The 22,219-nt window shown below is 60.4% G+C and carries 17 protein-coding genes and 2 tRNA genes; 4 read left to right on the top strand and 15 right to left on the bottom strand.

The annotated features are described in order from the left end of the window. Window positions 1-130 precede the first annotated feature (130 nt). The 8 genes from NTD85_RS04050 to rnr all read right to left on the bottom strand — a co-directional run bounded on the left by NTD85_RS04050 (window position 131) and on the right by rnr (window position 9,926). On the bottom strand, window positions 131-2,434 hold the full coding sequence (locus NTD85_RS04050) for a YgiQ family radical SAM protein (RefSeq protein ID WP_262141482.1): 2,304 nt from the start codon (window positions 2,432-2,434) through the stop codon (window positions 131-133). Between the two features lie 192 nt (window positions 2,435-2,626). Continuing rightward, window positions 2,627-4,024 (bottom strand): replicative DNA helicase, encoded by a 1,398-nt coding sequence (gene dnaB / locus NTD85_RS04045; protein WP_047600693.1) that lies wholly within the window; start codon window positions 4,022-4,024, stop codon window positions 2,627-2,629. A gap of 120 nt (window positions 4,025-4,144) precedes the next feature. Next, window positions 4,145-4,591 carry a 50S ribosomal protein L9 gene (rplI, locus tag NTD85_RS04040; RefSeq protein WP_003221136.1) on the bottom strand — a complete coding sequence of 149 codons (447 nt, stop codon included), beginning with the start codon at window positions 4,589-4,591 and terminating at the stop codon, window positions 4,145-4,147. 19 nt (window positions 4,592-4,610) lie between these two features. After that, window positions 4,611-5,504, bottom strand: a complete 894-nt coding sequence (locus NTD85_RS04035) for a hypothetical protein (RefSeq protein WP_003221135.1) — start codon at window positions 5,502-5,504, stop codon at window positions 4,611-4,613. Between the two features lie 36 nt (window positions 5,505-5,540). Next, window positions 5,541-5,771: a 30S ribosomal protein S18 gene (gene rpsR / locus NTD85_RS04030; protein ID WP_002551829.1), complete on the bottom strand. Its 231-nt coding sequence runs from the start codon at window positions 5,769-5,771 to the stop codon at window positions 5,541-5,543. 28 nt (window positions 5,772-5,799) lie between these two features. Then, window positions 5,800-6,222: a 30S ribosomal protein S6 gene (rpsF, locus tag NTD85_RS04025; protein WP_003221133.1), complete on the bottom strand. Its 423-nt coding sequence runs from the start codon at window positions 6,220-6,222 to the stop codon at window positions 5,800-5,802. Between the two features lie 309 nt (window positions 6,223-6,531). After that, window positions 6,532-7,296, bottom strand: a complete 765-nt coding sequence (gene rlmB / locus NTD85_RS04020; RefSeq protein WP_003221131.1) for a 23S rRNA (guanosine(2251)-2'-O)-methyltransferase RlmB — start codon at window positions 7,294-7,296, stop codon at window positions 6,532-6,534. After that, window positions 7,293-9,926 (bottom strand): ribonuclease R, encoded by a 2,634-nt coding sequence (gene rnr, locus NTD85_RS04015; RefSeq protein WP_262141481.1) that lies wholly within the window; start codon window positions 9,924-9,926, stop codon window positions 7,293-7,295. Before rnr ends, rlmB begins: the two co-directional genes overlap by 4 nt. Before the next feature lie 225 nt (window positions 9,927-10,151). Here rnr and NTD85_RS04010 point away from each other — a divergent pair. The 4 genes from NTD85_RS04010 (at window position 10,152) to NTD85_RS03995 (ending at window position 13,392) form a co-directional block, all read left to right on the top strand. Next, a tRNA-Leu gene (locus NTD85_RS04010) sits at window positions 10,152-10,238 on the top strand. A 181-nt stretch (window positions 10,239-10,419) separates the two neighbouring features. Beyond that, window positions 10,420-10,506, top strand: a tRNA-Leu gene (locus NTD85_RS04005). A gap of 310 nt (window positions 10,507-10,816) precedes the next feature. Beyond that, window positions 10,817-11,827 (top strand): iron ABC transporter substrate-binding protein, encoded by a 1,011-nt coding sequence (locus NTD85_RS04000; RefSeq protein ID WP_003221127.1) that lies wholly within the window; start codon window positions 10,817-10,819, stop codon window positions 11,825-11,827. Continuing rightward, window positions 11,827-13,392 carry an ABC transporter permease gene (locus tag NTD85_RS03995; protein WP_262141480.1) on the top strand — a complete coding sequence of 522 codons (1,566 nt, stop codon included), beginning with the start codon at window positions 11,827-11,829 and terminating at the stop codon, window positions 13,390-13,392. The genes NTD85_RS04000 and NTD85_RS03995 overlap by 1 nt, the downstream gene beginning before the upstream one ends. Window positions 13,393-13,500: 108 nt before the next feature. Here the strand turns inward: NTD85_RS03995 and NTD85_RS03990 are convergent, their stop codons facing one another. The 7 genes from NTD85_RS03990 to hfq form a co-directional block, all read right to left on the bottom strand. Next, complete coding sequence (locus tag NTD85_RS03990) at window positions 13,501-15,435, bottom strand: methyl-accepting chemotaxis protein (protein ID WP_003221124.1); 1,935 nt, start codon at window positions 15,433-15,435, stop codon at window positions 13,501-13,503. 139 nt (window positions 15,436-15,574) lie between these two features. After that, window positions 15,575-16,864 (bottom strand): adenylosuccinate synthase, encoded by a 1,290-nt coding sequence (locus tag NTD85_RS03985; protein WP_003221122.1) that lies wholly within the window; start codon window positions 16,862-16,864, stop codon window positions 15,575-15,577. Window positions 16,865-16,918: 54 nt separating this feature from the next. Beyond that, window positions 16,919-18,106 (bottom strand): ATP phosphoribosyltransferase regulatory subunit, encoded by a 1,188-nt coding sequence (locus NTD85_RS03980; RefSeq protein ID WP_103522565.1) that lies wholly within the window; start codon window positions 18,104-18,106, stop codon window positions 16,919-16,921. 313 nt (window positions 18,107-18,419) lie between these two features. Continuing rightward, window positions 18,420-19,289 (bottom strand): protease modulator HflC, encoded by an 870-nt coding sequence (hflC, locus tag NTD85_RS03975; protein WP_226499901.1) that lies wholly within the window; start codon window positions 19,287-19,289, stop codon window positions 18,420-18,422. After that, window positions 19,289-20,464, bottom strand: coding sequence for an FtsH protease activity modulator HflK (gene hflK / locus NTD85_RS03970; protein ID WP_003221116.1), 1,176 nt, complete (start codon window positions 20,462-20,464; stop codon window positions 19,289-19,291). Before hflK ends, hflC begins: the two co-directional genes overlap by 1 nt. A gap of 96 nt (window positions 20,465-20,560) precedes the next feature. Further along, complete coding sequence (hflX, locus tag NTD85_RS03965) at window positions 20,561-21,862, bottom strand: ribosome rescue GTPase HflX (protein ID WP_003221114.1); 1,302 nt, start codon at window positions 21,860-21,862, stop codon at window positions 20,561-20,563. A gap of 12 nt (window positions 21,863-21,874) precedes the next feature. Then, window positions 21,875-22,135, bottom strand: coding sequence for an RNA chaperone Hfq (gene hfq / locus NTD85_RS03960; protein WP_003221112.1), 261 nt, complete (start codon window positions 22,133-22,135; stop codon window positions 21,875-21,877). Window positions 22,136-22,219 lie beyond the last annotated feature (84 nt).

Raw genomic sequence — 22,219 nt, 5'->3', positions numbered from 1 at the left:
CAGGAGACCGCATTCTAACTGTGGGAGCGGGCTTGCTCGCGAAGGGGCCAGTCGATTCAGCGCACTTCCTGAGCCCTGAAATGCAAAACGCCAACCCGAAGGTTGGCGTTCTGTTGAAACAAAAAGCGACTTAGCGCGGAACGACGGGCTTGCGCGCCGGCTTCGGCCCCTTGCCCTTGGCCGCTTCCTTGCGTTCCTTGGCCGCCTGCTGGTTGCGGGCGAACGCCGCAGCCTTGGCCTGTTCACGCTTGTCCCAAGGATTGCCACCGTCGCTGGCACGCGGCGGCAGGCCGTTGTGCTGGGTGAGAATCTTGGTGGTCTTCTCTTTCGCGACCTTGTGGCTGCCGGCTGGCGTCGAGTTCTTGCGACGCGCGCTCTGGTAGCTGTCGGTAGCCGGTTGATGCAGCGGAATCAACTGACCCTTGCCCGGACCGATCAGATCACCACGGCCCATGCGGATCAACGCTTCACGCAGCATCGGCCAGCCTTTCGGGTCGTGATAACGCAAGAACGCCTTGTGCAGACGACGCTGCTCTTCGCTCTTGACGATGGTCACACCGTCGCTCTTGTAGGTGACCTTGCGCAGCGGGTTCTTGCCCGAGTGGTACATCGCGGTGGCGGTGGCCATCGGCGACGGGTAGAACGCCTGCACCTGGTCGGCACGGAAGCCGTTGCCCTTGAGCCACAGCGCCAGGTTCATCATGTCTTCGTCGGTAGTGCCCGGGTGCGCGGCGATGAAGTACGGGATCAGGTACTGCTCTTTACCTGCTTCCTTGGTGTACTTCTCGAACATGCGCTTGAACTTGTCATAGCTGCCAATGCCCGGTTTCATCATCTGGTTGAGCGGACCTTCCTCGGTGTGTTCCGGGGCGATCTTCAGGTAGCCACCGACGTGGTGGGTCACCAGCTCTTTGACGTACTCCGGCGACTCGACCGCGAGGTCGTAACGCAGGCCGGAGGCGATCAGGATCTTCTTCACACCCGGCAGGGCACGGGCACTGCGGTACAGCTGAATCAGCGACGAGTGGTCGGTGTTCAGGTTCGGGCAGATGCCCGGGAACACGCAGGACGGCTTGCGGCACGCGGATTCGATTTCCGGGCTCTTGCAGGCGATGCGGTACATGTTCGCGGTCGGGCCGCCGAGGTCGGAGATGACGCCGGTGAAGCCCGGGACCTTGTCGCGGATCTCCTCGATTTCGCGAATGATCGACTCTTCGGATCGGTTCTGGATGATCCGGCCTTCGTGCTCGGTGATCGAGCAGAAGGTGCAACCGCCGAAGCAGCCGCGCATGATGTTCACCGAGAAACGGATCATGTCGTAGGCCGGGATCTTCTCCTTGCCGTACGCCGGGTGCGGAACCCGGGCGTAAGGCATGCCGAACACGTAGTCCATTTCTTCAGTGGTCATCGGAATCGGTGGCGGGTTGAACCAGACGTCGACCTCGCCATGCTTCTGCACCAGCGCGCGGGCGTTACCCGGGTTGGTTTCCAGGTGCAGCACGCGGTTGGCGTGGGCGTACAGGACCGGGTCGTTACGCACCTTTTCCATCGACGGCAGGCGGATCACGGTCTTGTCGCGGGTCATGCGCGGGCTTGCCAGGATCTGTACGACCTTGGCTTCCTCGGGATCATCCACCGGCCCCTTCTCTTGCTCGATGGCGCAAGCCTGGGTGTCCTGGGTGTTGACGTACGGGTTGATGATCTTGTCGACCTTGCCCGGACGGTCGATGCGCGTGGAATCGACTTCGTACCAGCCCTGCGGCGTGTCACGACGGATGAATGCGGTGCCGCGCACATCGGTGATGTCTTCGATCTTGTGCCCGTAGGACAGACGCTGGGCCACTTCGACGATGGCGCGCTCGGCGTTGCCGTACAGCAGAATGTCGGCGCTGGCGTCGATCAGGATCGAGTTGCGTACACGATCCTGCCAGTAATCGTAGTGGGCGATGCGGCGCAGGGAAGCTTCGATGCCGCCGAGGACGATCGGCACGTGCTTGTAGGCTTCCTTGCAGCGCTGGCTGTAGACCAGGCTCGCGCGATCCGGACGTTTGCCCGCCATGCCACCCGGGGTGTAGGCGTCGTCGGAACGGATTTTCTTGTCCGCGGTGTAGCGGTTGATCATCGAGTCCATGTTGCCGGCCGCGACGCCGAAGAACAGGTTCGGCTCGCCGAGCTTCATGAAGTCGTCTTTGGACTGCCAGTTCGGCTGGGCAATGATCCCGACGCGGAAGCCCTGGGACTCCAACAGCCGGCCGATGATCGCCATGCCGAACGACGGGTGATCGACGTAGGCATCACCGGTGACGATGATGATGTCGCAGGAATCCCAGCCGAGCTGATCCATCTCCTCCCTGCTCATCGGCAGGAATGGCGCTGGTCCGAAACATTCGGCCCAGTACTTCGGATAGTCAAATAACGGCTTGGCTGCTTGCATGTCGATAACCGGTGTTGGCTTTCATTGAATTTCGCGGGCGCGGAATATAGCACAAATTTTGACCAATTCCGACGGCTGTGGTCGGAAATTGTGCCATGCCCATTCGCGAGCAAGCCCGCTCCCACATTTGAATGCATTCCAAGTGTGGGAGCGGGCTTGCTCGCGAAGGCGTCAGTTCAAACGATGAAGCATTTACTCGTCGTCGTCGAAGTTGTAACTGCCCGGCGCGAGGTTTTCGAAGCGGGTGTACTTACCGATAAAGGCCAGGCGGATAAAGCCGATCGGGCCGTTCCGCTGCTTGCCGATGATGATTTCTGCGATGCCCTTGTGCTCGGTCTCCGGGTGATACACCTCATCCCGGTACACGAACATGATGACGTCGGCGTCCTGCTCGATCGCTCCGGATTCCCGCAAGTCGGAGTTCACCGGGCGCTTGTTGGGACGTTGTTCCAGGGAGCGGTTGAGCTGTGACAGCGCCACCACCGGGCAATTGAATTCCTTGGCCAGGGCTTTCAGGGATCGAGAAATCTCGGAAATCTCGTTGGTCCGGTTGTCACCGCTGGAACCCGGAATCTGCATCAACTGCAGGTAGTCGATCATGATCAAGCCGACGTCGCCGTGCTCGCGCACCAGACGTCGAGTTCGCGCACGCATTTCCGACGGGCTGATGCCGGCCGTGTCATCGATGAACAGCTTGCGGTCGTTGAGCAGGTTGACCGCCGAGGTCAGGCGCGGCCAATCGTCGTCTTCCAGTTGGCCGGAACGCACCTTGGTCTGGTCGATCCGGCCCAGGGACGAGAGCATACGCATGATCAGCGATTCGCCTGGCATCTCGAGGGAGTACACCAGCACCGCCTTGTCGCTGCGCAGTACGGCGTTTTCCACCAGGTTCATGGCGAAGGTGGTTTTACCCATCGACGGACGGCCGGCGACGATGATCAGGTCGGACGGCTGCAGACCGCTGGTCTTCTCGTCGAGGTCGGTATAGCCGGTGGACAGGCCGGTGATCGCGTCGGCGGTGTTGAACAGGGTGTCGATGCGGTCGATGGCTTTGGTCAACAGTTCGTTGACCCCCACCGGGCCGCCGGTCTTCGGCCGCGCCTCGGCAATCTGGAAGATCTGCCGTTCGGCCTCGTCAAGGATCTCTTCGGCGGTACGGCCTTCGGGGTTGAACGCGGCGTCGGCAATTTCGGTGCTGATACCGATCAACTGGCGCAACGTCGCGCGCTGGCGAACGATCTGCGCATAGGCCTTGATGTTGGCGACGGACGGCGTGTTTTTTGCCAGTTCGCCGAGGTAACCGAGGCCGCCGACCTGGGACGTCTGACCTTCCTTGTCCAGTTGCTCGGCAAGGGTCACGACGTCGATCGGCATGTTCTGATCGGCCAGTTTGGCGATCGCACGGAAGATCAGACGGTGGTCATGTCGGTAGAAATCGCCGTCGGAGACTTGATCGAGCACGCGTTCCCAGGCGTTGTTGTCCAGCATCAGACCACCGAGTACGGCCTGTTCGGCCTCGATGGAATGCGGCGGCACTTTCAGCGCGGCGGTTTGCAGATCGTATTGCTCGGGAGCGGTGATTTCGTTCATGGCCACTTGGAGTCAGGTTTGAAAACGGGATTACCAGAAAGACAAAGGGCACGACCTGTAAACAGGATCGTGCCCGATGTTACCGGCAAGCACCCGAGGGTGCCAGCCGACAAGTATTGCTTAAGCTGCTACCACGACAACGCGTACGGTGGCTTCAACTTCGGCGTGCAGGTGCACAGCCACGTCGAATTCACCCACGTTGCGGATGGTGCCGTTCGGCAGACGAACTTCGCTCTTCTGCACTTCAACGCCGGAAGCGGTCAGTGCGTCAGCGATGTCGTGAGTACCGATCGAACCGAACAGCTTGCCTTCGTCGCCAGCGGTGGCAGTGATGGTCACTTCCAGCTCGGCCAGTTGGGCAGCACGGCTTTCAGCCGATGCTTTACGGTCTGCGGCAGCTTTTTCCAGCTCAGCACGACGCTCTTCGAACGCAGCCAGGTTGGCAGCGGTCGCAGCGGTAGCTTTGCCGAAAGGCAGCAGGTAGTTACGGCCGTAACCGGCCTTAACGTTTACTTTGTCGCCCAGGTTGCCCAGGTTGGCGATTTTTTCCAGAAGGATCAGTTGCATGTGGAAATCCTCTTAACTTTTAACCTTCACCGTTCGCGTTATCGGTGTCTTTCGACACGTGACGACCGCGAAAATCAATCAGGCTGTCGACAATGGCCAGAACCACGAGCAACGGATAGAGCAGCTGCATGAACAACAGCAGCGTGACGTACAACCCCACCAGCCAGAAACCGGCCAGTCGCTTCTGCCCGACCAGCCCGTGAATCAGGGCGAGTCCGGCGAACACCAGCGGTACACTGCACAACGGCGTCAACATGGCCATCTGTGCACCGAGATTCGGGCCCAGAAGCATCAACGCCAGCAGCAACATCGCCGGCCCCAGCGGGATCCGGATGGCGCGAAACTCGCGACCAAAACCACCCGGGTTGTACAACAACGCCTGCCAATGACGCCCGACAATCAGGCTCAGCACGCTGACGATCTGCAACAGAGCCGCAATCAGTCCGGTCAGGACCGGTGCAATCAGGGACGCGAAGCGCGCTTGCTCATCGACCGACAATTGCTTGTAGGTTTCACCAAGAAGCGCCGGCATGACCTTTATCAAGGCCTGCGCGAGCATCTCGATCTGGGCCGCAAACGCTGCCCCGAGCACCACTGAAAACACCACTCCAATCACTACGCTGACCAGCAGCGTGCGGACCCAGGATTCGCTTGCGCGCAACACCAACGCAAGCCCCGAAGACCCCAGCAGCACCAGAAGTGCCCGTGGATCATCGGCATACAGCCACCAGATCAATGCCGGCAGCAGCCCCAGGGACAGAACGCCAATGGCGTCCGTCAGTCCGCGCCGCAGAAGCACCAGGCTCCCGGCGGCAGCACCCAACCAATACAACAACGGCAATGTTGCACACCCGGCCACTACGAGAGTGGCCTGCATGCGGCCGCGCATGATGAACTCAGCTATGGCACGCATGCATTCAATCCTTTGCTACTTGTCGACTGCCCGGTCTCAGCGGCCGTGGCTGTCGGTGTAGGCCAGCAGGGCCAGGAAGCGGGCGCGCTTGATAGCGGTGGCCAGCTGACGCTGATAACGAGCTTTGGTACCGGTGATGCGGCTTGGAACGATTTTGCCGGTCTCGGATACGTAGGCTTTCAGAGTGTTGAGATCTTTGTAATCGATCTCTTTCACGTCTTCAGCGGTGAAGCGGCAGAATTTACGACGACGGAAGAAACGTGCCATTTGATAGGCTCCTTAAAAGGTCCGTGGATTACTCGTCAGCGTTATCGCTGTTGTCGCTGTCATCACCCTCAACGCCATCAGCGTCGGAGTGCTCAGGACGGTCGCGACGCTCACGGCGCTCACTGCGGTTTTCTTCAGCCTTGAGCATCTCGGACTGGCCGGTAACGGCTTCGTCGCGACGGATGACCAGGTTACGGATCACTGCATCGTTGTAGCGGAAGTTGTCTTCCAGCTCGGCCAGGGCCTTGCCAGTGCACTCAACGTTCAGCATCACGTAGTGAGCCTTGTGAACATTGTTGATTGCGTAGGCCAGTTGACGACGGCCCCAGTCTTCCAGACGGTGGATTTTGCCGCCGTCTTCTTCGATCAGCTTGGTGTAACGCTCAACCATGCCGCCGACTTGCTCGCTCTGGTCAGGGTGGACCAGAAAGATGATTTCGTAATGACGCATGAATGCTCCTTACGGGTTGTAGCCTGCCGCTCAAAAACGGTCAGACAAGGAGTGAATGACACTTATGGACTTGCTGGCGCGGGGCACATGCGTGCCTGCCGTCACAGCAAGGGGCGCAATTGTAGAGAAGGGACTGCAGAGGTGCAAGGCAATTGGTGATTATTTGAACAATCACCATTTCTTTGCCTTCGCACAAAACACTGTGGGAGCGGGCTTGCTCGCGAATGCGTTTCATCAGGCAACATTATTGTTGTCTGACACACCGCTTTCGCGAGCAAGCCCGCTCCCACAGTTTGTTTGCGTACAGCCTTATTTCTTGGCTGCAGCCTTGGCCTTGGCACCGCGTTGACGCTGCGCTTCGAACAGGCACACACCGGTCGCCACGGACACGTTGAGGCTGCTGACGCTACCGGCCATCGGCAGGTTCACCAGATAGTCGCAGTGCTCGCGGGTCAGGCGACGCATGCCCTTGCCTTCGGCGCCCATGATCAGGATGGTCGGGCCGGTCAGGTCCTGGTCATAAATGCTGACCTCGGCCTCACCCGCCGTACCGACCACCCACAGACCGCGCTGCTGAAGCTTTTCCAGGGTGCGCGCCAGATTGGTCACCGCCACCAGCGGAATCACTTCCGCCGCGCCGCAGGCCACTTTACGCACCACCGGCGTCAGGGTTGCCGACTTGTCCTTGGGCACGATCACCGCCAGCGCGCCGGCAGCATCCGCCGAACGCAGGCAGGCGCCGAGGTTGTGCGGGTCGGTCACGCCGTCGAGCACCAGCAACAGCGGTGCGCCTTCGGTGCGGTCGAGCAGCTCATCGAGCATCGCCTCGCCCCAGACCTGGCTCGGACTGACGTCCGCCACCACGCCCTGGTGCACGCCTTCAACCCAGGCGTCCATTTCGCGGCGCTCGGCCTGACCGATCTGCACACGATTTTCGTTGGCCAGTTCGATCAGGGTCTGCACGCGCGGATCGTTGCGGCTTTCAGCCAGCCAGATCTGCTTGACGCGTTTCGGGTGGTGACGCAACAACGCTTCTACCGCGTGAACGCCGTAGATTTTTTCCAACTGACTCATGACTTCGCCTTCGGTTTACGCGACCCGCCACTTTTGGCTGGAGCCGAACCCGCTTTCGGCGGGCCTTTACGATGTTTGCTCGGTTTGGCTGGCTTGCCGCCGGCAGCCTTGTCAGGCGCCGACCGTCCGGTCTTTCCCCCAGACGCCGCTTTACCACCGCTTTTGGCGTCGGCCAGCAAGGCCTTCTTCATTTCACGGCTTTTGCGCAGCTCGGCGTTTTTCGCCACGGCATCGCTCGGGCGATAGGCCTCGGCAGCCTTTTCCTTGGCTGGACGACGGCTGGCGGTTTTCGCCGGCGCCTTCTCTTCCACAGCCTTGGTGACAGCCGGAGCGGTGCTTTCGCTACCGCGCTTCTTGCGACCAATCGGTGCGCTGATGGTTTTTTCAGCCATCTCGAAGTCGATCTTGCGCTCGTCGAGGTCGACGCGCATCACGCGCACTTCAACGGTATCGCCGAGACGGAAGCTGCGACCGGTGCGCTCGCCCGCCAGGCGGTGATGCACAGGGTCGAAGTGGTAGTAATCGCCCGGCAGCGCGGTGACGTGCACCAGGCCTTCGACGTAGATGTCGGTCAGCTCGACGAACAGGCCAAAACCGGTCACCGCGGTGATCACGCCCGGGAACGACTCGCCGACGCGATCCTTCATGAACTCGCACTTGAGCCAGTTCACCACGTCGCGAGTGGCTTCGTCGGCACGGCGCTCGCTCATCGAGCACTGCTCGCCGAGTTGTTCCAGCGCCGCTTCGTCGTACGGATAGATGCGCGCCTTCGGAATGGTCATCGCCCCGGCACGACGAACGTGCGGAGTGTCCTGTTTCGAATGGATCACGCTGCGGATGGCGCGGTGCGTGAGCAGGTCCGGGTAACGACGAATCGGTGAAGTGAAGTGGGTATAGGCTTCGTAATTCAGGCCGAAGTGACCTTCGTTCTGGGCGCTGTACACCGCCTGACTCAGGGAGCGCAGCATCACGGTCTGAATCAGATGGAAATCCGGACGGTCCTTGATGCTGGCCAACAGGGCCTGATAGTCCTTCGGCGACGGGCCATCCTTGCCTTTGTGCAGAGACAGGCCGAGTTCGCCGAGGAACGCGCGCAGTTTTTCCAGACGCTCCGGTGGCGGGCCGTCGTGGACGCGGTACAGCGCAGGGATTTCGTGCTTCTTGAGGAATTCGGCGGTGGCCACGTTGGCCGCCAGCATGCATTCCTCGATCAGCTTGTGCGCATCGTTACGGGTGGTCGGACGGATTTCGGCAATCTTGCGCTCGGAACCGAAGATGATTCGGGTTTCCTGCGTTTCGAAATCGATCGCGCCACGCACGTGACGGGCAGCCAGCAACACTTTGTACAGCGCATAGAGCTGCTTGAGGTGCGGCACCACGTCGGTGTATTCGCCGCGAAGCTTGCGCGCTTCGGTGGCTTTCGGGGTTTCCAGCATCGCGCTGACCTTGTTGTAGGTCAGGCGGGCGTGGGAGTGAATGACCGCTTCATAGAAGCAGTAGTCGGTCATTTCGCCGGACTTGGAGATGGTCATCTCGCAAACCATGGCCAGACGATCGACGTGCGGGTTCAGCGAGCACAGGCCGTTGGACAACTGCTCAGGCAGCATCGGCACCACGCGCTCGGGGAAGTACACCGAGTTGCCGCGCACCTGGGCTTCGTTGTCCAGCGCCGAACCGATTTTCACGTAGCTGGAAACGTCGGCAATCGCCACGTACAACTTCCAGCCGCCGGAGAACAGGCGCAGCTTGCCGGGCTTGGCTTCGCAGTAGACCGCGTCGTCAAAGTCGCGGGCATCTTCGCCGTCGATGGTGACAAACGGCAGATGGCGCAGGTCGACACGCTTCTCTTTGTCTTTTTCTTCGACTTCAGGCTTGAGCTTGGCGGCTTCTTTCAGCACGGCTTCAGGCCAGACGTGCGGAATGTCGTAGGTACGCAGCGCGACATCGATTTCCATGCCCGGCGCCATGTAGTTGCCGACCACTTCGACCACATCGCCTTGCGGCTGGAAGCGCGGCGTCGGCCAGTGGGTGATCTTCACCTCGACGAACTGACCGATCTGCGCGTTGGCGTTGCGGCCTGGAGTAACCAGCACTTCCTGCTGGATCTTCGGGTTGTCGGCAACGACGAAGCCGATACCGCCCTCTTCGAAGTAGCGACCGACGATCGTTTCGTGGGCACGGGACACCACCTCGACGATCACGCCTTCACGGCGCCCGCGACGATCAAGACCGGAAACACGGGCCAGCGCGCGGTCACCATCGAACACCAGACGCATCTGCGCCGGGCTCATGAACAGGTCATCGCTACCGTCGTCCGGCACCAGGAAGCCGAAACCGTCACGGTGACCGCTGATGCGGCCGAGGATCAGGTCGAGCTTGTCCACTGGCGCATAGGTGCCACGGCGGGTGTAGATCAATTGAGCGTCGCGCTCCATGGCGCGCAGACGGCGGCGCAGGGCTTCGATCTGGTCTTCGGTGGTCAGACCAAACTCTTCGACCAGTTGCTCACGGGCAGCAGGCGAACCCCGATCAGCAAGGTGCTGAAGGATCAGTTCGCGGCTGGGAATAGGGTTTTCATATTTTTCCGCTTCACGAGCGGCCTCGGGATCGAGGGACTGCCAATCGGCCATTAGAGAGTTTTCACCTTGTCTATATGCGGGTTAGTTTGGCATAGGCGCCATCAAACGGGAAATTTCCGACTCTATAAGGCCCTTCTATAGGCTTGTATCGACGCCTGAAAGCCCTTTTGAACACCGCCGGTAAAAAAATTCATTTTTTTTGCTGACAGGGGTTTACAGTTAAAAAGGCGCTCCGTATAGTGCGCGCCATCGACGACGTACACACGTTGACGAGATGCCCAGGTGGTGAAATTGGTAGACACGCCAGCTTCAGGTGCTGGTGACCTTACGGTCGTGGAAGTTCGAGTCTTCTCCTGGGCACCAATTTCGAGTTTGAGACTAGATCAGTTTCAAGGCTCACACAAAAACCCGCGAAAGCGGGTTTTTTGCATTCTAAGCAACCGATTTGTTAAAACCGATTAACTAAAATTAAATCAGGGGTTTACAGATCAAAAAGCGCTCCGTATAGTGCGCCACATCAACAGCGGCAACGCTCGCGATGAATGCCCAGATGGTGAAATTGGTAGACACGCCAGCTTCAGGTGCTGGTGACCTTACGGTCGTGGAAGTTCGAGTCTTCTTCTGGGCACCAATTCAAACTCAAGGTCGTGACCTTGAGTTTCCCAAAAACCCGCGAAAGCGGGTTTTTGCGTTTCTGCCTTCCAGAAATTCTAAACGCCTCACTCGACATTCGATTGCACCTGTGTAGGAGCTGCCGAAGGCTGCGATCTTTGCTTTTGCTTTAAAAACAAGATCAAAAGATCGCAGCCTTCGGCAGCTCCTACAAGGGCATTCAATCCGCACTTATCAGAGCCTGCCGCAGCCCGCAAGGCGCACTTGAGAAACAATATCGTTTATCATTGTTGCAAGTTTTTGCAATGCGACAGTGAGGAACCCTGCGAATGATGTTTCGAAATACCCTGCGCCGCGGCTTGACCTTCACCCTGCTCGGCCTGGCACTCGCCACTCCCCTCACCCAGGCAGCCGATGCGGTTTCCCTGACGCTCTACAACGGTCAACACAAGGAAGTCGGCGATGCGATCGCCAAGGCCTTCGAGGCCAAGACCGGTATCCACGTCAATGTACGCAAGGGCAGCAGCAACCAGCTCGCCAGCCAGGTCATCGAAGAAGGCGACCGCTCCCCCGCCGACGTGATCTACACCGAAGAATCCCCGCCACTGAACAACCTCGGCGAGCAAGGTCTGCTGGCCAAGACCGACGACGCCACGCTGGCCGTGCTGCCTAAGCAATACGTCGCAGGCAATGGCACCTGGATCGGTGTCACCGCCCGGGTTCGCGTAGTCGCCTACAACCCGAAACTGGTCGATGAGAAAGACCTGCCGAAGTCGGTGATGGAATTCTCCGATCCGAAATGGCAAGGCAAAGTCGGTTTCGTACCAACCAGCGGCGCCTTCCAGGAACAGGCCGTGGCGATCATCAAGATGCATGGTCGCGACGCCGCTGAAGAATGGCTGACCGGCCTGCGCGCTTTCGGCAAGACCTACAGCAACAACATGGTCGCCCTCAAAGCCGTGGAAAACGGCGAAGTCGCCACGGTGCTGGTGAACAACTACTACTGGTTCGCCCTGCAACGCGAGAAAGGCAAACTCGACTCGAAACTGCATTACTTCACCGGCGGCGACGTCGGCGGGCTGATCACTGTTTCCAGCGCTGCCGTCCTCAAATCCAGCAAACATCCAAAAGAAGCCCAGCAATTCCTCGCCTACATGGCCAGCGAGGAAGGCCAGCGCGTGATCACCCAGACCACCGCCGAATACCCACTGCACAAAGGCATGGAATCGGATCGCGGGCTCAAGCCGTTCAGCGAACTGCAAGCGCCGAACGTGACCCCGGCCGATCTGGGCAACGCCGAAGAAGCCTTGGACCTGGAACGTGAAGTTGGCCTGAACTGATGGCCACATCGTTATCCGCCCCCGCCGCGCGCGGGGGTTACGTGCCACGACGCAAGCGGCCGTCAATCTGGCTGGTGCTGCCGGTTTTATTGCTGGTGGTCATGAGCCTGTTGCCTCTGGCCTATGTCGGCCTGAAAGCCTGGCAGGCCGGTTGGGCCGAAGCGCTGCACCTGTTGTGGCGCCCGTACGTATTCGGTCTGCTGCGCAACACCCTGGCGTTAATGGTCGGCGTAACGCTGACTTGCGGCGTGATCGGCCTGTCACTGGCGTGGCTGCTGGAGCGCAGCAATCTGCCGGGACGACGCCTGTGGGGCGTGATTCTGTGCCTGCCGTTTGCGGTGCCGGCGTTCGTCAGCAGCTTCACCTGGGTGTCGTTGAGCGCGCAGTTCGAAGGTCTTGGCGGGGCGATTCTGGTGATGAGTCTGTCGAAGTACCCGCTGATCTTTCTGCCGGTCGCGGCGACTCTGCGCAACCTTGATCCGTCCCTTGAAGAATCGGCCCGCACCTTGGGACAGAACCGCTGGGGCGTGTTTTTCCGCGTCACCCTGCCGCTGCTCTGGCCGTCGCTGCTGGCCGGCTCGCTGCTGATTGCCCTGCACATGCTGGTCGAGTTCGGCGCGCTGTCGATCATCGGCCTGCAAACCTTCACCACGGCGATCTATCAGCAATTCGAACTGGAGTTCAGCAACGCCAACGCGGCGATGCTTTCGGCGGTGTTGCTCGCGCTGTGCCTGATGCTGTTGTGGTTGGAGCTGCGGGTGCGCGGCAAGGGTCGGCATGTGCGCACAGGCCAAGGCGCGGCGCGTCAGGCCGAACAAGTGCGTCTCGGGCCATGGGCCGTTGTCGGTCAGCTGTATTGTCTGCTGCTGGCGATCGTCGGCAGCGGGATTCCGCTGGGCATGCTCGCGTACTGGCTGGCGGTTGGCTCATCGGCGGCCTTCCCGGTCGCAGCGATCACCGAGGCCCTGCTGTCTTCGCTGGCCTTGTCGCTCGGTGGCGCAGCGCTGTGCTTGCTGCTGGCGGTGCCGGTCGGGCTGCTGGTGGTGCGCTACAAGGGTCGACTGGCGATCTGGGCCGAGCGCTTGCCGTATCTGCTCCACGCCTTGCCGGGTCTGGTGATTGCGCTGACGCTGGTGTATTTCGCCCTGCATTACGTGTCGGCGCTGTACCAGACCTCGGCATTACTGCTGATCGCTTATGCGTTGCTGTTTCTACCGTTGGCGCAGGCACCGATTCGTACGGCACTGAACAAGGCTGCGCCGCAGCTGGAAGAAGCGGCACGCACGCTGGGGGCGTCGTCGTTCACCGCGTTTTGCCGAGTGACCCTGCCGATCATCTTCCCGGCACTGGGCGCGGCGTTTGCGCTGGTGTTTCTGGATGCGATGAAGGAATTGACGGCGACGCTGCTGCTCAGTCCGACCGGGCTTAACACGCTGGCGACCGAAATCTGGGCGCATACCGCGAACGTCGAGTTTGCGGCGGCAGCGCCTTATGCGGCGTTGTTGATAGTGGTGTCCGGGTTGCCGGTGTATCTGCTGACGACGCGGATGTATCTGAGCCGCTGACACCGCTTTCGCGAGCAAGCCCGCTCCCACAGCTTGACCGAATCCCTACCTGGGAATGCGATCGAATGTGGGAGCGAGCTTGCTCGCGAAGAGGCCCGCCAGACGACCTCAAGCCCTGAACTGCCCCAGACTCGCTTTCAACTGCGCCGCCAAGCCATCCAGCACCTTGCCACTGGCCGTGGTCTCCACCACCGCCTGCGCGGCTTTCTCGGCCTGGGCATGAATCGTTTCGACCCGCCCACGCACCGCCTGCGCGCCCTGCGCCTGATGCGCCGCCGCCTGCGTCGCCAGACCAATCGCCGCATGCACCTGCTCGACCGAGGCCTGCACCGACTGCTGCAGCCGCGCACTGTCGCGCAACACCAGCAAACCCTCGCTGGCCTGACGCCCGGCCTGTCCGATCGCTTCAACCGCCTCACGCGCGCCCTGCTGCAACGCGACGATGTGCGCCTGAATGTCGCCGGTCGAGCTTTGTGTCTTGCTCGCCAAGGCGCGCACTTCATCCGCGACCACGGCAAAACCGCGCCCGGTCTCGCCGGCCCGCGCCGCCTCGATCGCCGCGTTAAGCGCCAGCAGGTTGGTCTGTTCGGCGATGCCGTGAATCACCGTCAGTACCACTTCGATCTGTTCGCTCTGCTGCGCCAGTCGCTCGATGACTTTCGCCCCGGTGTCGACCTGCCCGGCCAGCGCTTCGATCAGGCTGCCGACCTTCGCCGAGGTCCGAGTGTTTTCATCGGTGGCCTGGCGAATATCCACCACCTGTTTCAACGCCGCCTGCATGGCATGACTTTCCGATTGCGCCTCGTCAGCCATTTGCGACAGCGCGCGCAGACTTTCCGCCACTTCATCACGCTGCATCCCCGCCGCCGCATCGGCACCAGCATTGCGCAGGGTCATGGCGCCGATTTCCACGCCGGTACGCTGGGCCACGTCGCCCGCCTCGCGCACGATCGGCTGCAACTTATCCACAAAGCGATTGACCGCCGACGCCATGTCGCCGATCTCGTCTTTGCTGTTGATCTGCACGCGCTTGGTCAGATCGCCCTCGCCCGCCGCCAGATCATCCATCGCCGCGTTGAGCATCTTCAGGCGATTGACTACCCGATGACCGAGCACCACCGCCAGCAACAGCAATACGCCAAATCCAACCAGCGCCAGGCCCATGCCGATCCGCCAGCGTAGCGTCCCCGCGGCATCCTGCACGGTGCTCGCGGTATTAGCCTTCATCTCGGCAGCCGTGGACTGCGCCGACTGCAGGCGTGCGCGCATGGCCGTGGCGCTGTCAGCAGCCGCCCCCTTCAGGCTGTCGCCAACCAGTTGATCACTGCTGGCGATCAGTGCCGAGAAGCGTTTGTCGAGCGCCGCCAGATCAGTTTCCACCGACGCCGTCGAGACACCCATCAGCACCTTGCCGATTTCCACACCATTGGGGTTGATCGAGGCCTCGAGGTAGTAGACCGACGGATCGTTCTTCGCCGCATCCAGCACTTTATCGAGCGCACGCTCGCCTTGGCCTTTTTCCAGCAAGGCCTTGTTGATCGGGTTTTCGCGATTGAGATAACGCGTCAGGTGCTGACCGGTGGCGTCATCGTAGACCACGAACAGCACGTTGGGATTGCGCTGGGCGCGCCGGGCGAACTCGGAGAGGGTCGGTACGTCGTTATCCCACATGGCACGGGGCGCGACCGAGGCGAGCAACTGGGCCATGTCGTTGGCCGAGTCCTTGAGGTCTTTTTCCAGAGTCGTACGCAGCTGCGCCTGCTCCTCTTCCAGACGCGAAGACAGACCCGCAGTAAGACGCTGACGAGTACTGGCGGACAAGGCGTCGAGGCTCGACGTGACTTCACGCCCTGCCTGCTCCAGCTCACCCGAAAGCTTCTGGCTGTCTGCGCCCAGGCGAGTGCCGAGATCGGCTTCCAGCGCCGTGACGGTGCTTCGTGTCAGGGCGACCGCCACCAGCACTTGCACCAAAAGGGCGATACCAAGGGTAACGAACACGGGCCGCAACAAACGGCTTTGTAACAGTGAGAGAACGGCCGACACTGTGAATCCCTCTACGTCTGACGCCATTAATTTGATGGCACTCTTGTAGGAAGATTTACAGCAAAGGTCATGCCGTCCAACAGGCATAAACGACAAAGGCCCCGATTAAGGGGCCTTTGTTTTTTACATCAACGACTTATCAAGCGAACGGATGACGCAGAACGATGGTTTCGTTGCGATCCGGACCCGTCGAAATAATGTCGATCGGCGCGCCGATCAGCTCTTCAACGCGTTTGATGTAGGCACGAGCGTTAGCTGGCAGCTCTTCCAGGGTTTTGGCACCCACGGTCGATTCGGTCCAGCCCGGCACTTCTTCGTACACAGGCTGCAGGCCCACGTAGCTGTCAGCGTCGGTCGGCGCCACGGCGTTGCCTTGCGCGTCCTTGTAGCCGGTGCAGATGTTGATGGTTTCCAGGCCATCGAGGACGTCCAGCTTGGTCAGGCAGATGCCCGAGATGCTGTTCACATCGATAGCGCGACGCAGGATAACGGCGTCGAACCAGCCGCAACGACGGGCACGGCCGGTGGTCGCGCCGAACTCGTGACCCTGCTTGGCCAGGTGCGCACCCACGTCATCGAACAGCTCAGTCGGGAATGGGCCCGAACCAACGCGAGTGGTGTAAGCCTTGGTGATGCCCAGGATGTAGTCCAGGAACATCGGGCCAACGCCCGAACCGGTGGCCACGCCACCTGCGGTGGTGTTGGAACTGGTCACGTACGGGTAGGTACCGTGGTCGATGTCGAGCAACGAACCCTGGGCACCTTCGAACATGATGTCTTTGCCGGCGCGACGCAGGTCGTGCAGCTCGGCAGTCACGTCCAGCATCAGCGGCTTGAGCAGCTCAGCGTATTCCTTGCACTCGGCCAGGGTCTTTTCGAACTCGATGGCCGGCTCTTTGTAGTAACCGACCAGCATGAAGTTGTGGTAATCCACCAGTTCACGCAGCTTGTCTTCGAAGCGCGGCATGTTGAGCAGGTCGCCCACGCGCAGGCCACGACGCGCAACCTTGTCTTCGTAAGCCGGGCCGATGCCGCGACCGGTGGTACCGATCTTCAGCTCGCCACGGGCTTTTTCACGGGCCTGGTCCAGCGCCACGTGGAAGGACAGGATCAGCGGGCAGGACGGGCTGATACGCAGGCGCTCGCGCACCGGTACGCCTTTCTCTTCCAGCTTGGTGATCTCACGCAGCAAGGCGTCAGGTGCAACCACCACGCCGTTGCCGATCAGGCACTGCACGCCTTCGCGCAGCACGCCCGACGGGATCAGGTGCAAGACGGTTTTCTCGCCGTCGATCACCAGGGTGTGGCCAGCGTTGTGGCCACCTTGGTAGCGCACTACGGCGGCAGCATGTTCGGTCAGCAGATCAACGATCTTGCCTTTGCCCTCATCACCCCATTGGGTGCCCAGGACTACGACATTCTTACCCATAACACTTGTCCTCATTCGCGCAAACTTGGTGCCGGCGATGGCCGGCAGGAAAACTCAAGAAGCCAGTGGCGATACTTGCCAAAGCCCGTTCTGCTGAATCAATTGCCGGTCGCAGTCCGCATCACGGGCGGCGGCCAAAGGTTGTCCAGGCAATGCCTGAACGACACGCTGACCCTCACTGCGCAACTGGCAAACCTGCTGCCAGAGTGCCGCATCCGTACTGTCAGGCATCCAGATACCGCCAGACGGTAGCTCGATCTCAGCACGCCCCAGGGTCACCAGGGTTTTCAAATCGGTAGAGAAGCCGGTCGCCGGACGGGCACGACCGAAGTCGGCGCCGATATCGTCGTAACGACCGCCCTGAGCGATGGACTGGCCCACGCCCGGGACAAATACTGCGAACACCACACCGGTGTGGTAGTGGTAGCCGCGCAGCTCGCCCAGGTCGAAGTACAGCGGCAGCTCCGGGAAGCGCGCCGCCAGACGATCGGCGATCTCCAGCAAATCTTCCAGCGCGGCCAGCACCGGCGCCGGCGCATTGGCCAGACGCTCACGGGCGGCAGTCAGCACTTCACGGCCGCCACACAGGTCGACCAGCGCCCGCAGCATGCCGGACAGATCGGCCGGCAGGCCTTCGGTCAAGGTAATGACCTCGTCGATGGCCTTGCGTTGCAGCGCATCGAACAACTGCTGCTCGACTTCACCGGACAGACCGGCGGCGCGCGCCAGGCCACGATAGATGCCGACATGACCAAGGTCCATGTGCACGTCCGGCACATCGGCCAGTTGCAGCATGGCCAGCATCAGGCTGATCACTTCAACGTCGCTGCTCGGGCTGGCATCGCCGTACAGCTCGGCACCCAGCTGGATCGGGCTGCGCGAGGACGACAGTGCACGCGGCTGGGCATGCAGCACGCTGCCGGCATAGCACAGGCGGCTCGGGCCTTCGCGACGCAGGGTGTGCGCATCGATGCGCGCCACCTGCGGCGTGATGTCGGCACGGAAACCCATCTGCCGGCCCGACTGCGGGTCGATGACCTTGAAGGTACGCAGATCCAGATCCTGGCCCGCACCGGTCAGCAGGGATTCCAGGTACTCGATATGGGGAGTCACGACAAACTCGTAACCCCAGCTCTGGAACAGATCCAACACCTGACGACGCGCGACTTCAATGCGCGCCGCTTCCGGTGGCAGTACTTCTTCGATGCCATCTGGCAGCAGCCAGCGGTCTACCGTTGCCATTACGCCATTCCCCTTTGATCCGGGCGGCCAGCCTGCGGGCGAGCCTTGAGTGAAGCAGAAAATGACCGACTCGTTCAAAACGCACGCGCATGAACGACGCGGCGAAAGGCCTGTTACCGGCTTCGCCCATCACTTTCCTCGAAATACTCTCGGGCCATTCAACCCGATGCCTGCAACAAAAAACAGCAATCAAACGTGCAGACGCAAAAAAGCCGGGAATTTCCCGGCTGCCGCATCATACACACGTTTTCCCAAAGGATCACCCCGCCCGAGGTTTTAGCCGCCGGGCGGAGTGATTCAGGTCAACGTCGCATCAAGGCTTGGACTTTTCCAGATAACGGAAGAAGTCGCTGCTTGGGTCGAGAACCATGACGTCGGATTTGTTCGCGAAGCTTTCACGGTAGGCACGCAGGCTACGGTAGAAACCGTAGAACTCCTGATCCTGACCGTAGGCCTTGGAGTAGATCGCAGCGGCCTGGGCATCGCCATCACCGCGAATCTCTTCGGATTCACGATAGGCTTCAGCCAGCAGCACGCGGCGTTGACGATCGGCGTCGGCACGGATGCCTTCGGCCAGTTCGTTACCCTTGGCGCGGTGCTCGCGAGCTTCACGCTCACGCTCGGTGCTCATACGTTCGAACACGCTGCGGTTCACTTCCTTCGGCAGATCGATGGCCTTGACCCGGACATCGACCACTTCGATACCCAGCTCTTTTTCTGCCATCGAGTTCAGCGACGCGGTGATGTCAGCCATCAACGCATCACGCTCACCCGACACCACTTCGTGCAGGGTGCGCTTGCCGAACTGGTCACGCAGGCCCGATTCCAGGCGACGGGACAGACGCTCATCGGCGATTTGCTTGAGGCCGGAAGTCGCGGTGTAGAAGCGCTCGGCATCTTTCACGCGCCACTTGGCGTAGGCATCGACCATCACGGCTTTCTTTTCCAGGGTCAGGAAGCGCTGTGTCGGTGCATCCAGCGTCATCAGACGTGCGTCGAATTTACGCACCTGGTTAACGTAAGGCACCTTCACATGCAGACCTGGCTGAACATCGGCCTGAACCACACGACCAAATTGCAGCAACACCGCACGCTCGGTCTGAGCCACGATGTAGAAGCAGTTCCAGCCCACCAGCACCACAACAACGCCAACGATCAGGGCGATCAGCGATTTATTGCTCATCAGCGGGTCTCCCTTGTGCGTGTCTGCGGCAGATCAGTGACATGCGGCGCGACATCCGTGTTGTTGCTGGCAGCGGCCGAACCGGTCACCGGTGCATTGCTGCCCGAACTGTTCTGAATCATTTTGTCCAGCGGCAGATAAAGCAAGTTGCTCTGGCCGTTCTTGTTGCCGGTCACGAGTACCTTGCTGGTGTTGCTGAAGACTTCCTGCATGGTGTCCAGGTACAGACGCTGGCGGGTGACTTCAGGTGCCTTGCGATACTCGGCCACCAGTTTGGTGAAGCGGTCAGCCTCACCCTTGGCGCGCGAGACTGTTTCGTCGCGGTAACCGTTGGCATCCTCGAGGATGCGCTGGGCCTGACCACGGGCTTCCGGCACGACGCCGTTGGCGTAGGTTTCAGCCTGGTTGCGCGAACGCTGCTCGTCTTCACGGGCGCGGATCACGTCGTCGAAGGCTTCCTGCACTTCACGCGGGGCTGCCGCGTTCTGTACGTTGACCTGAGTGACGGTGATACCGGTGCGATAGGTATCGAGGAAGCGTTGCAGACGCTCCTTGATTTCGCTGGCCATCAATTCACGACCTTCGGTGAGCACCTGGTCCATGGCGGTCGAACCCACCACGTGACGCAGGGCGCTGTCGGTCGCATGCTGCAGGCTGATTTCCGGCTGATCGACGTTCAGCACGAAGTCCTGCAGGTTGCTGATCTTGTACTGCACGGTCAGCGGCACTTCGACGATGTTCTCGTCTTCGGTCAGCATCTGGCCCTGCTTGGTGTAGGCACGCTCACGCGTGACGTTCTCCATGTACTTCTTGTCGATCGGCGGGAAGTAGATGTTCAGGCCGGGGCCGACCGTCTCGTAGTACTTGCCGAAGCGCAGCACCACGGCTTGCTCCTGCTCGTCGACCACATAGACCGCGCTGTACAGCCAGACAGCCGCCAGCACGACGAGGCCGATGCCGAGCAGACCGCCGAAGCCGCCACCACTCCTGCCCGAACCACCGCCGTCATCACCACCGCGTTTCTTACCACCACCGAACAACCCGTTCAGGCTTTCCTGCAGCTTTCGGAAGGCCTCGTCGAGATCCGGTGGCCCCTTGCGGTCGCCGTTATTGCGGCGCTTGCCACCCCAAGGATCCTGATTATTCGAGTTGCCACCCGGCTCATTCCAAGCCATAGCGCTCTCCATCTGATAAAGCAAAGACGCACCCACGGCGCGCCGACCAATGCTACAGAATGCCTGCCGTCGCGGCACAACCGCTTTGCCAGGCTTTTATTGCAAAGTGTGTTGCTCGATGAATTCCATCGGCTGCAATCCTTCGCGGCTTACCAGTCGATTCAACTCGACCCGGGGCAAACGAACGGCCAGCAGGCAGATGCCTTCTTCGTCATGCTCTTCTTTCTGTACCGCACCGAGCTCGAAGAACTGCGCACGCAGTCGAGCGAACCGTTGTGGCAAGCGCAATGTCCCCACAAACAAATCACTGCCCAGCAACTCGGCAATCGCCTGTTCAAGCAATTCCAGACCCGTGCCATCACGCGCCGACAGCCAGACCCGCTGCGGTTTGCCATCGGCATCGCGCTGGATCTGTGGCTCAACGCCTTCAAGCAAATCGAGTTTGTTGTATACCTCGAGGATCGGCAAGTCCTGGGCTCCGATCTCGCCCAGCACCACCATCACCTGCTCGATCTGCAACATGCGATCCGGTTCGGCCGCATCGATCACGTGCAACAGCAGGTCGGAGTTGCTCGACTCTTCGAGCGTAGACCGAAATGCCTCGACCAGCTTGTGCGGCAAGTGCCGAATGAACCCTACCGTGTCAGCCAGGACAATCGGCCCCAGGTCGTCCAGTTCCAGACGGCGCAAGGTCGGGTCCAGCGTGGCGAACAACTGGTCGGCCGCGTACACCTCGGATTTGGTCACGTTATTGAACAGCGTGGATTTGCCGGCGTTGGTATAGCCCACCAGAGAAACGGTAGGGATATCCGCACGGGAGCGGCCGCGTCGCGATTGCTCGCGCTGGCTGCGTACTTTTTCCAGACGACCCTTGATCTGCCGCAGACGAACCCGCAGCAGACGCCGGTCGGTTTCGAGCTGGGTTTCACCCGGGCCACGCATGCCGATACCACCACCCTGACGCTCAAGGTGAGTCCAGCCGCGAACCAGCCGGGTGCTCATGTGGTCAAGCTGGGCCAGTTCTACCTGGAGCTTGCCTTCATGGGTACGGGCGCGCTGGGCGAAGATATCGAGGATCAGGCCGGTACGGTCGATCACGCGACACTCGAAAACACGTTCGAGGTTACGTTCCTGACTGGGCGTGAGAATGTGATTGAAAATCACCAGATCGGCCTTTTCGGCATGGACCAGGTCGCGTAATTCCTCGACCTTGCCGCTGCCAATCAGGAATTTGGCGGTTGGCCGATGACGCGGTACGTTAAAAAACGCAACGGTCTCGGCGCCCGCCGAATTAGCCAATTCCTGAAACTCCTGCGGATCTTCGCGCGCCTCAGGGTCCTGACCTTCCAAGTGAACGAGAATGACTCGCTCACCACCACCGTGGCGCTCAAAGAACAAAGGAGACTCCTATCAGGCGTTACCTGGCTCAGCGTCACCTGCATCGGATTCGGTTGCGCTAGGCAGACGAATTGGACGTACTGGCACGACTGTCGAGATAGCGTGTTTGTAAACCATCTGGCTCACGGTGTTTTTCAGCAGGATAACGAACTGGTCGAACGACTCGATCGTGCCTTGCAGTTTGATACCGTTGACCAGGTAGATGGAAACCCCAACTTTCTCTTTACGTAAAGTATTCAAGTAAGGGTCTTGTAGCGAATGCCCTTTTGACATGTGCCGCACTCCTTTAAGGATTCAATAATAAAAATAGGTAATTCAGATGGCTTTGGCCGCCACACCCCCAAGGATAGACGGCAA

This window comes from Pseudomonas sp. 13B_3.2_Bac1, from assembly GCF_025466205.1.
Taxonomy (GTDB): Bacteria; Pseudomonadota; Gammaproteobacteria; order Pseudomonadales; family Pseudomonadaceae; genus Aquipseudomonas; species Aquipseudomonas fluorescens_H.
The sequence above is the reverse complement of the archived record's forward strand: the minus strand, read 5'-3'. Positions and strand labels throughout refer to the sequence as shown.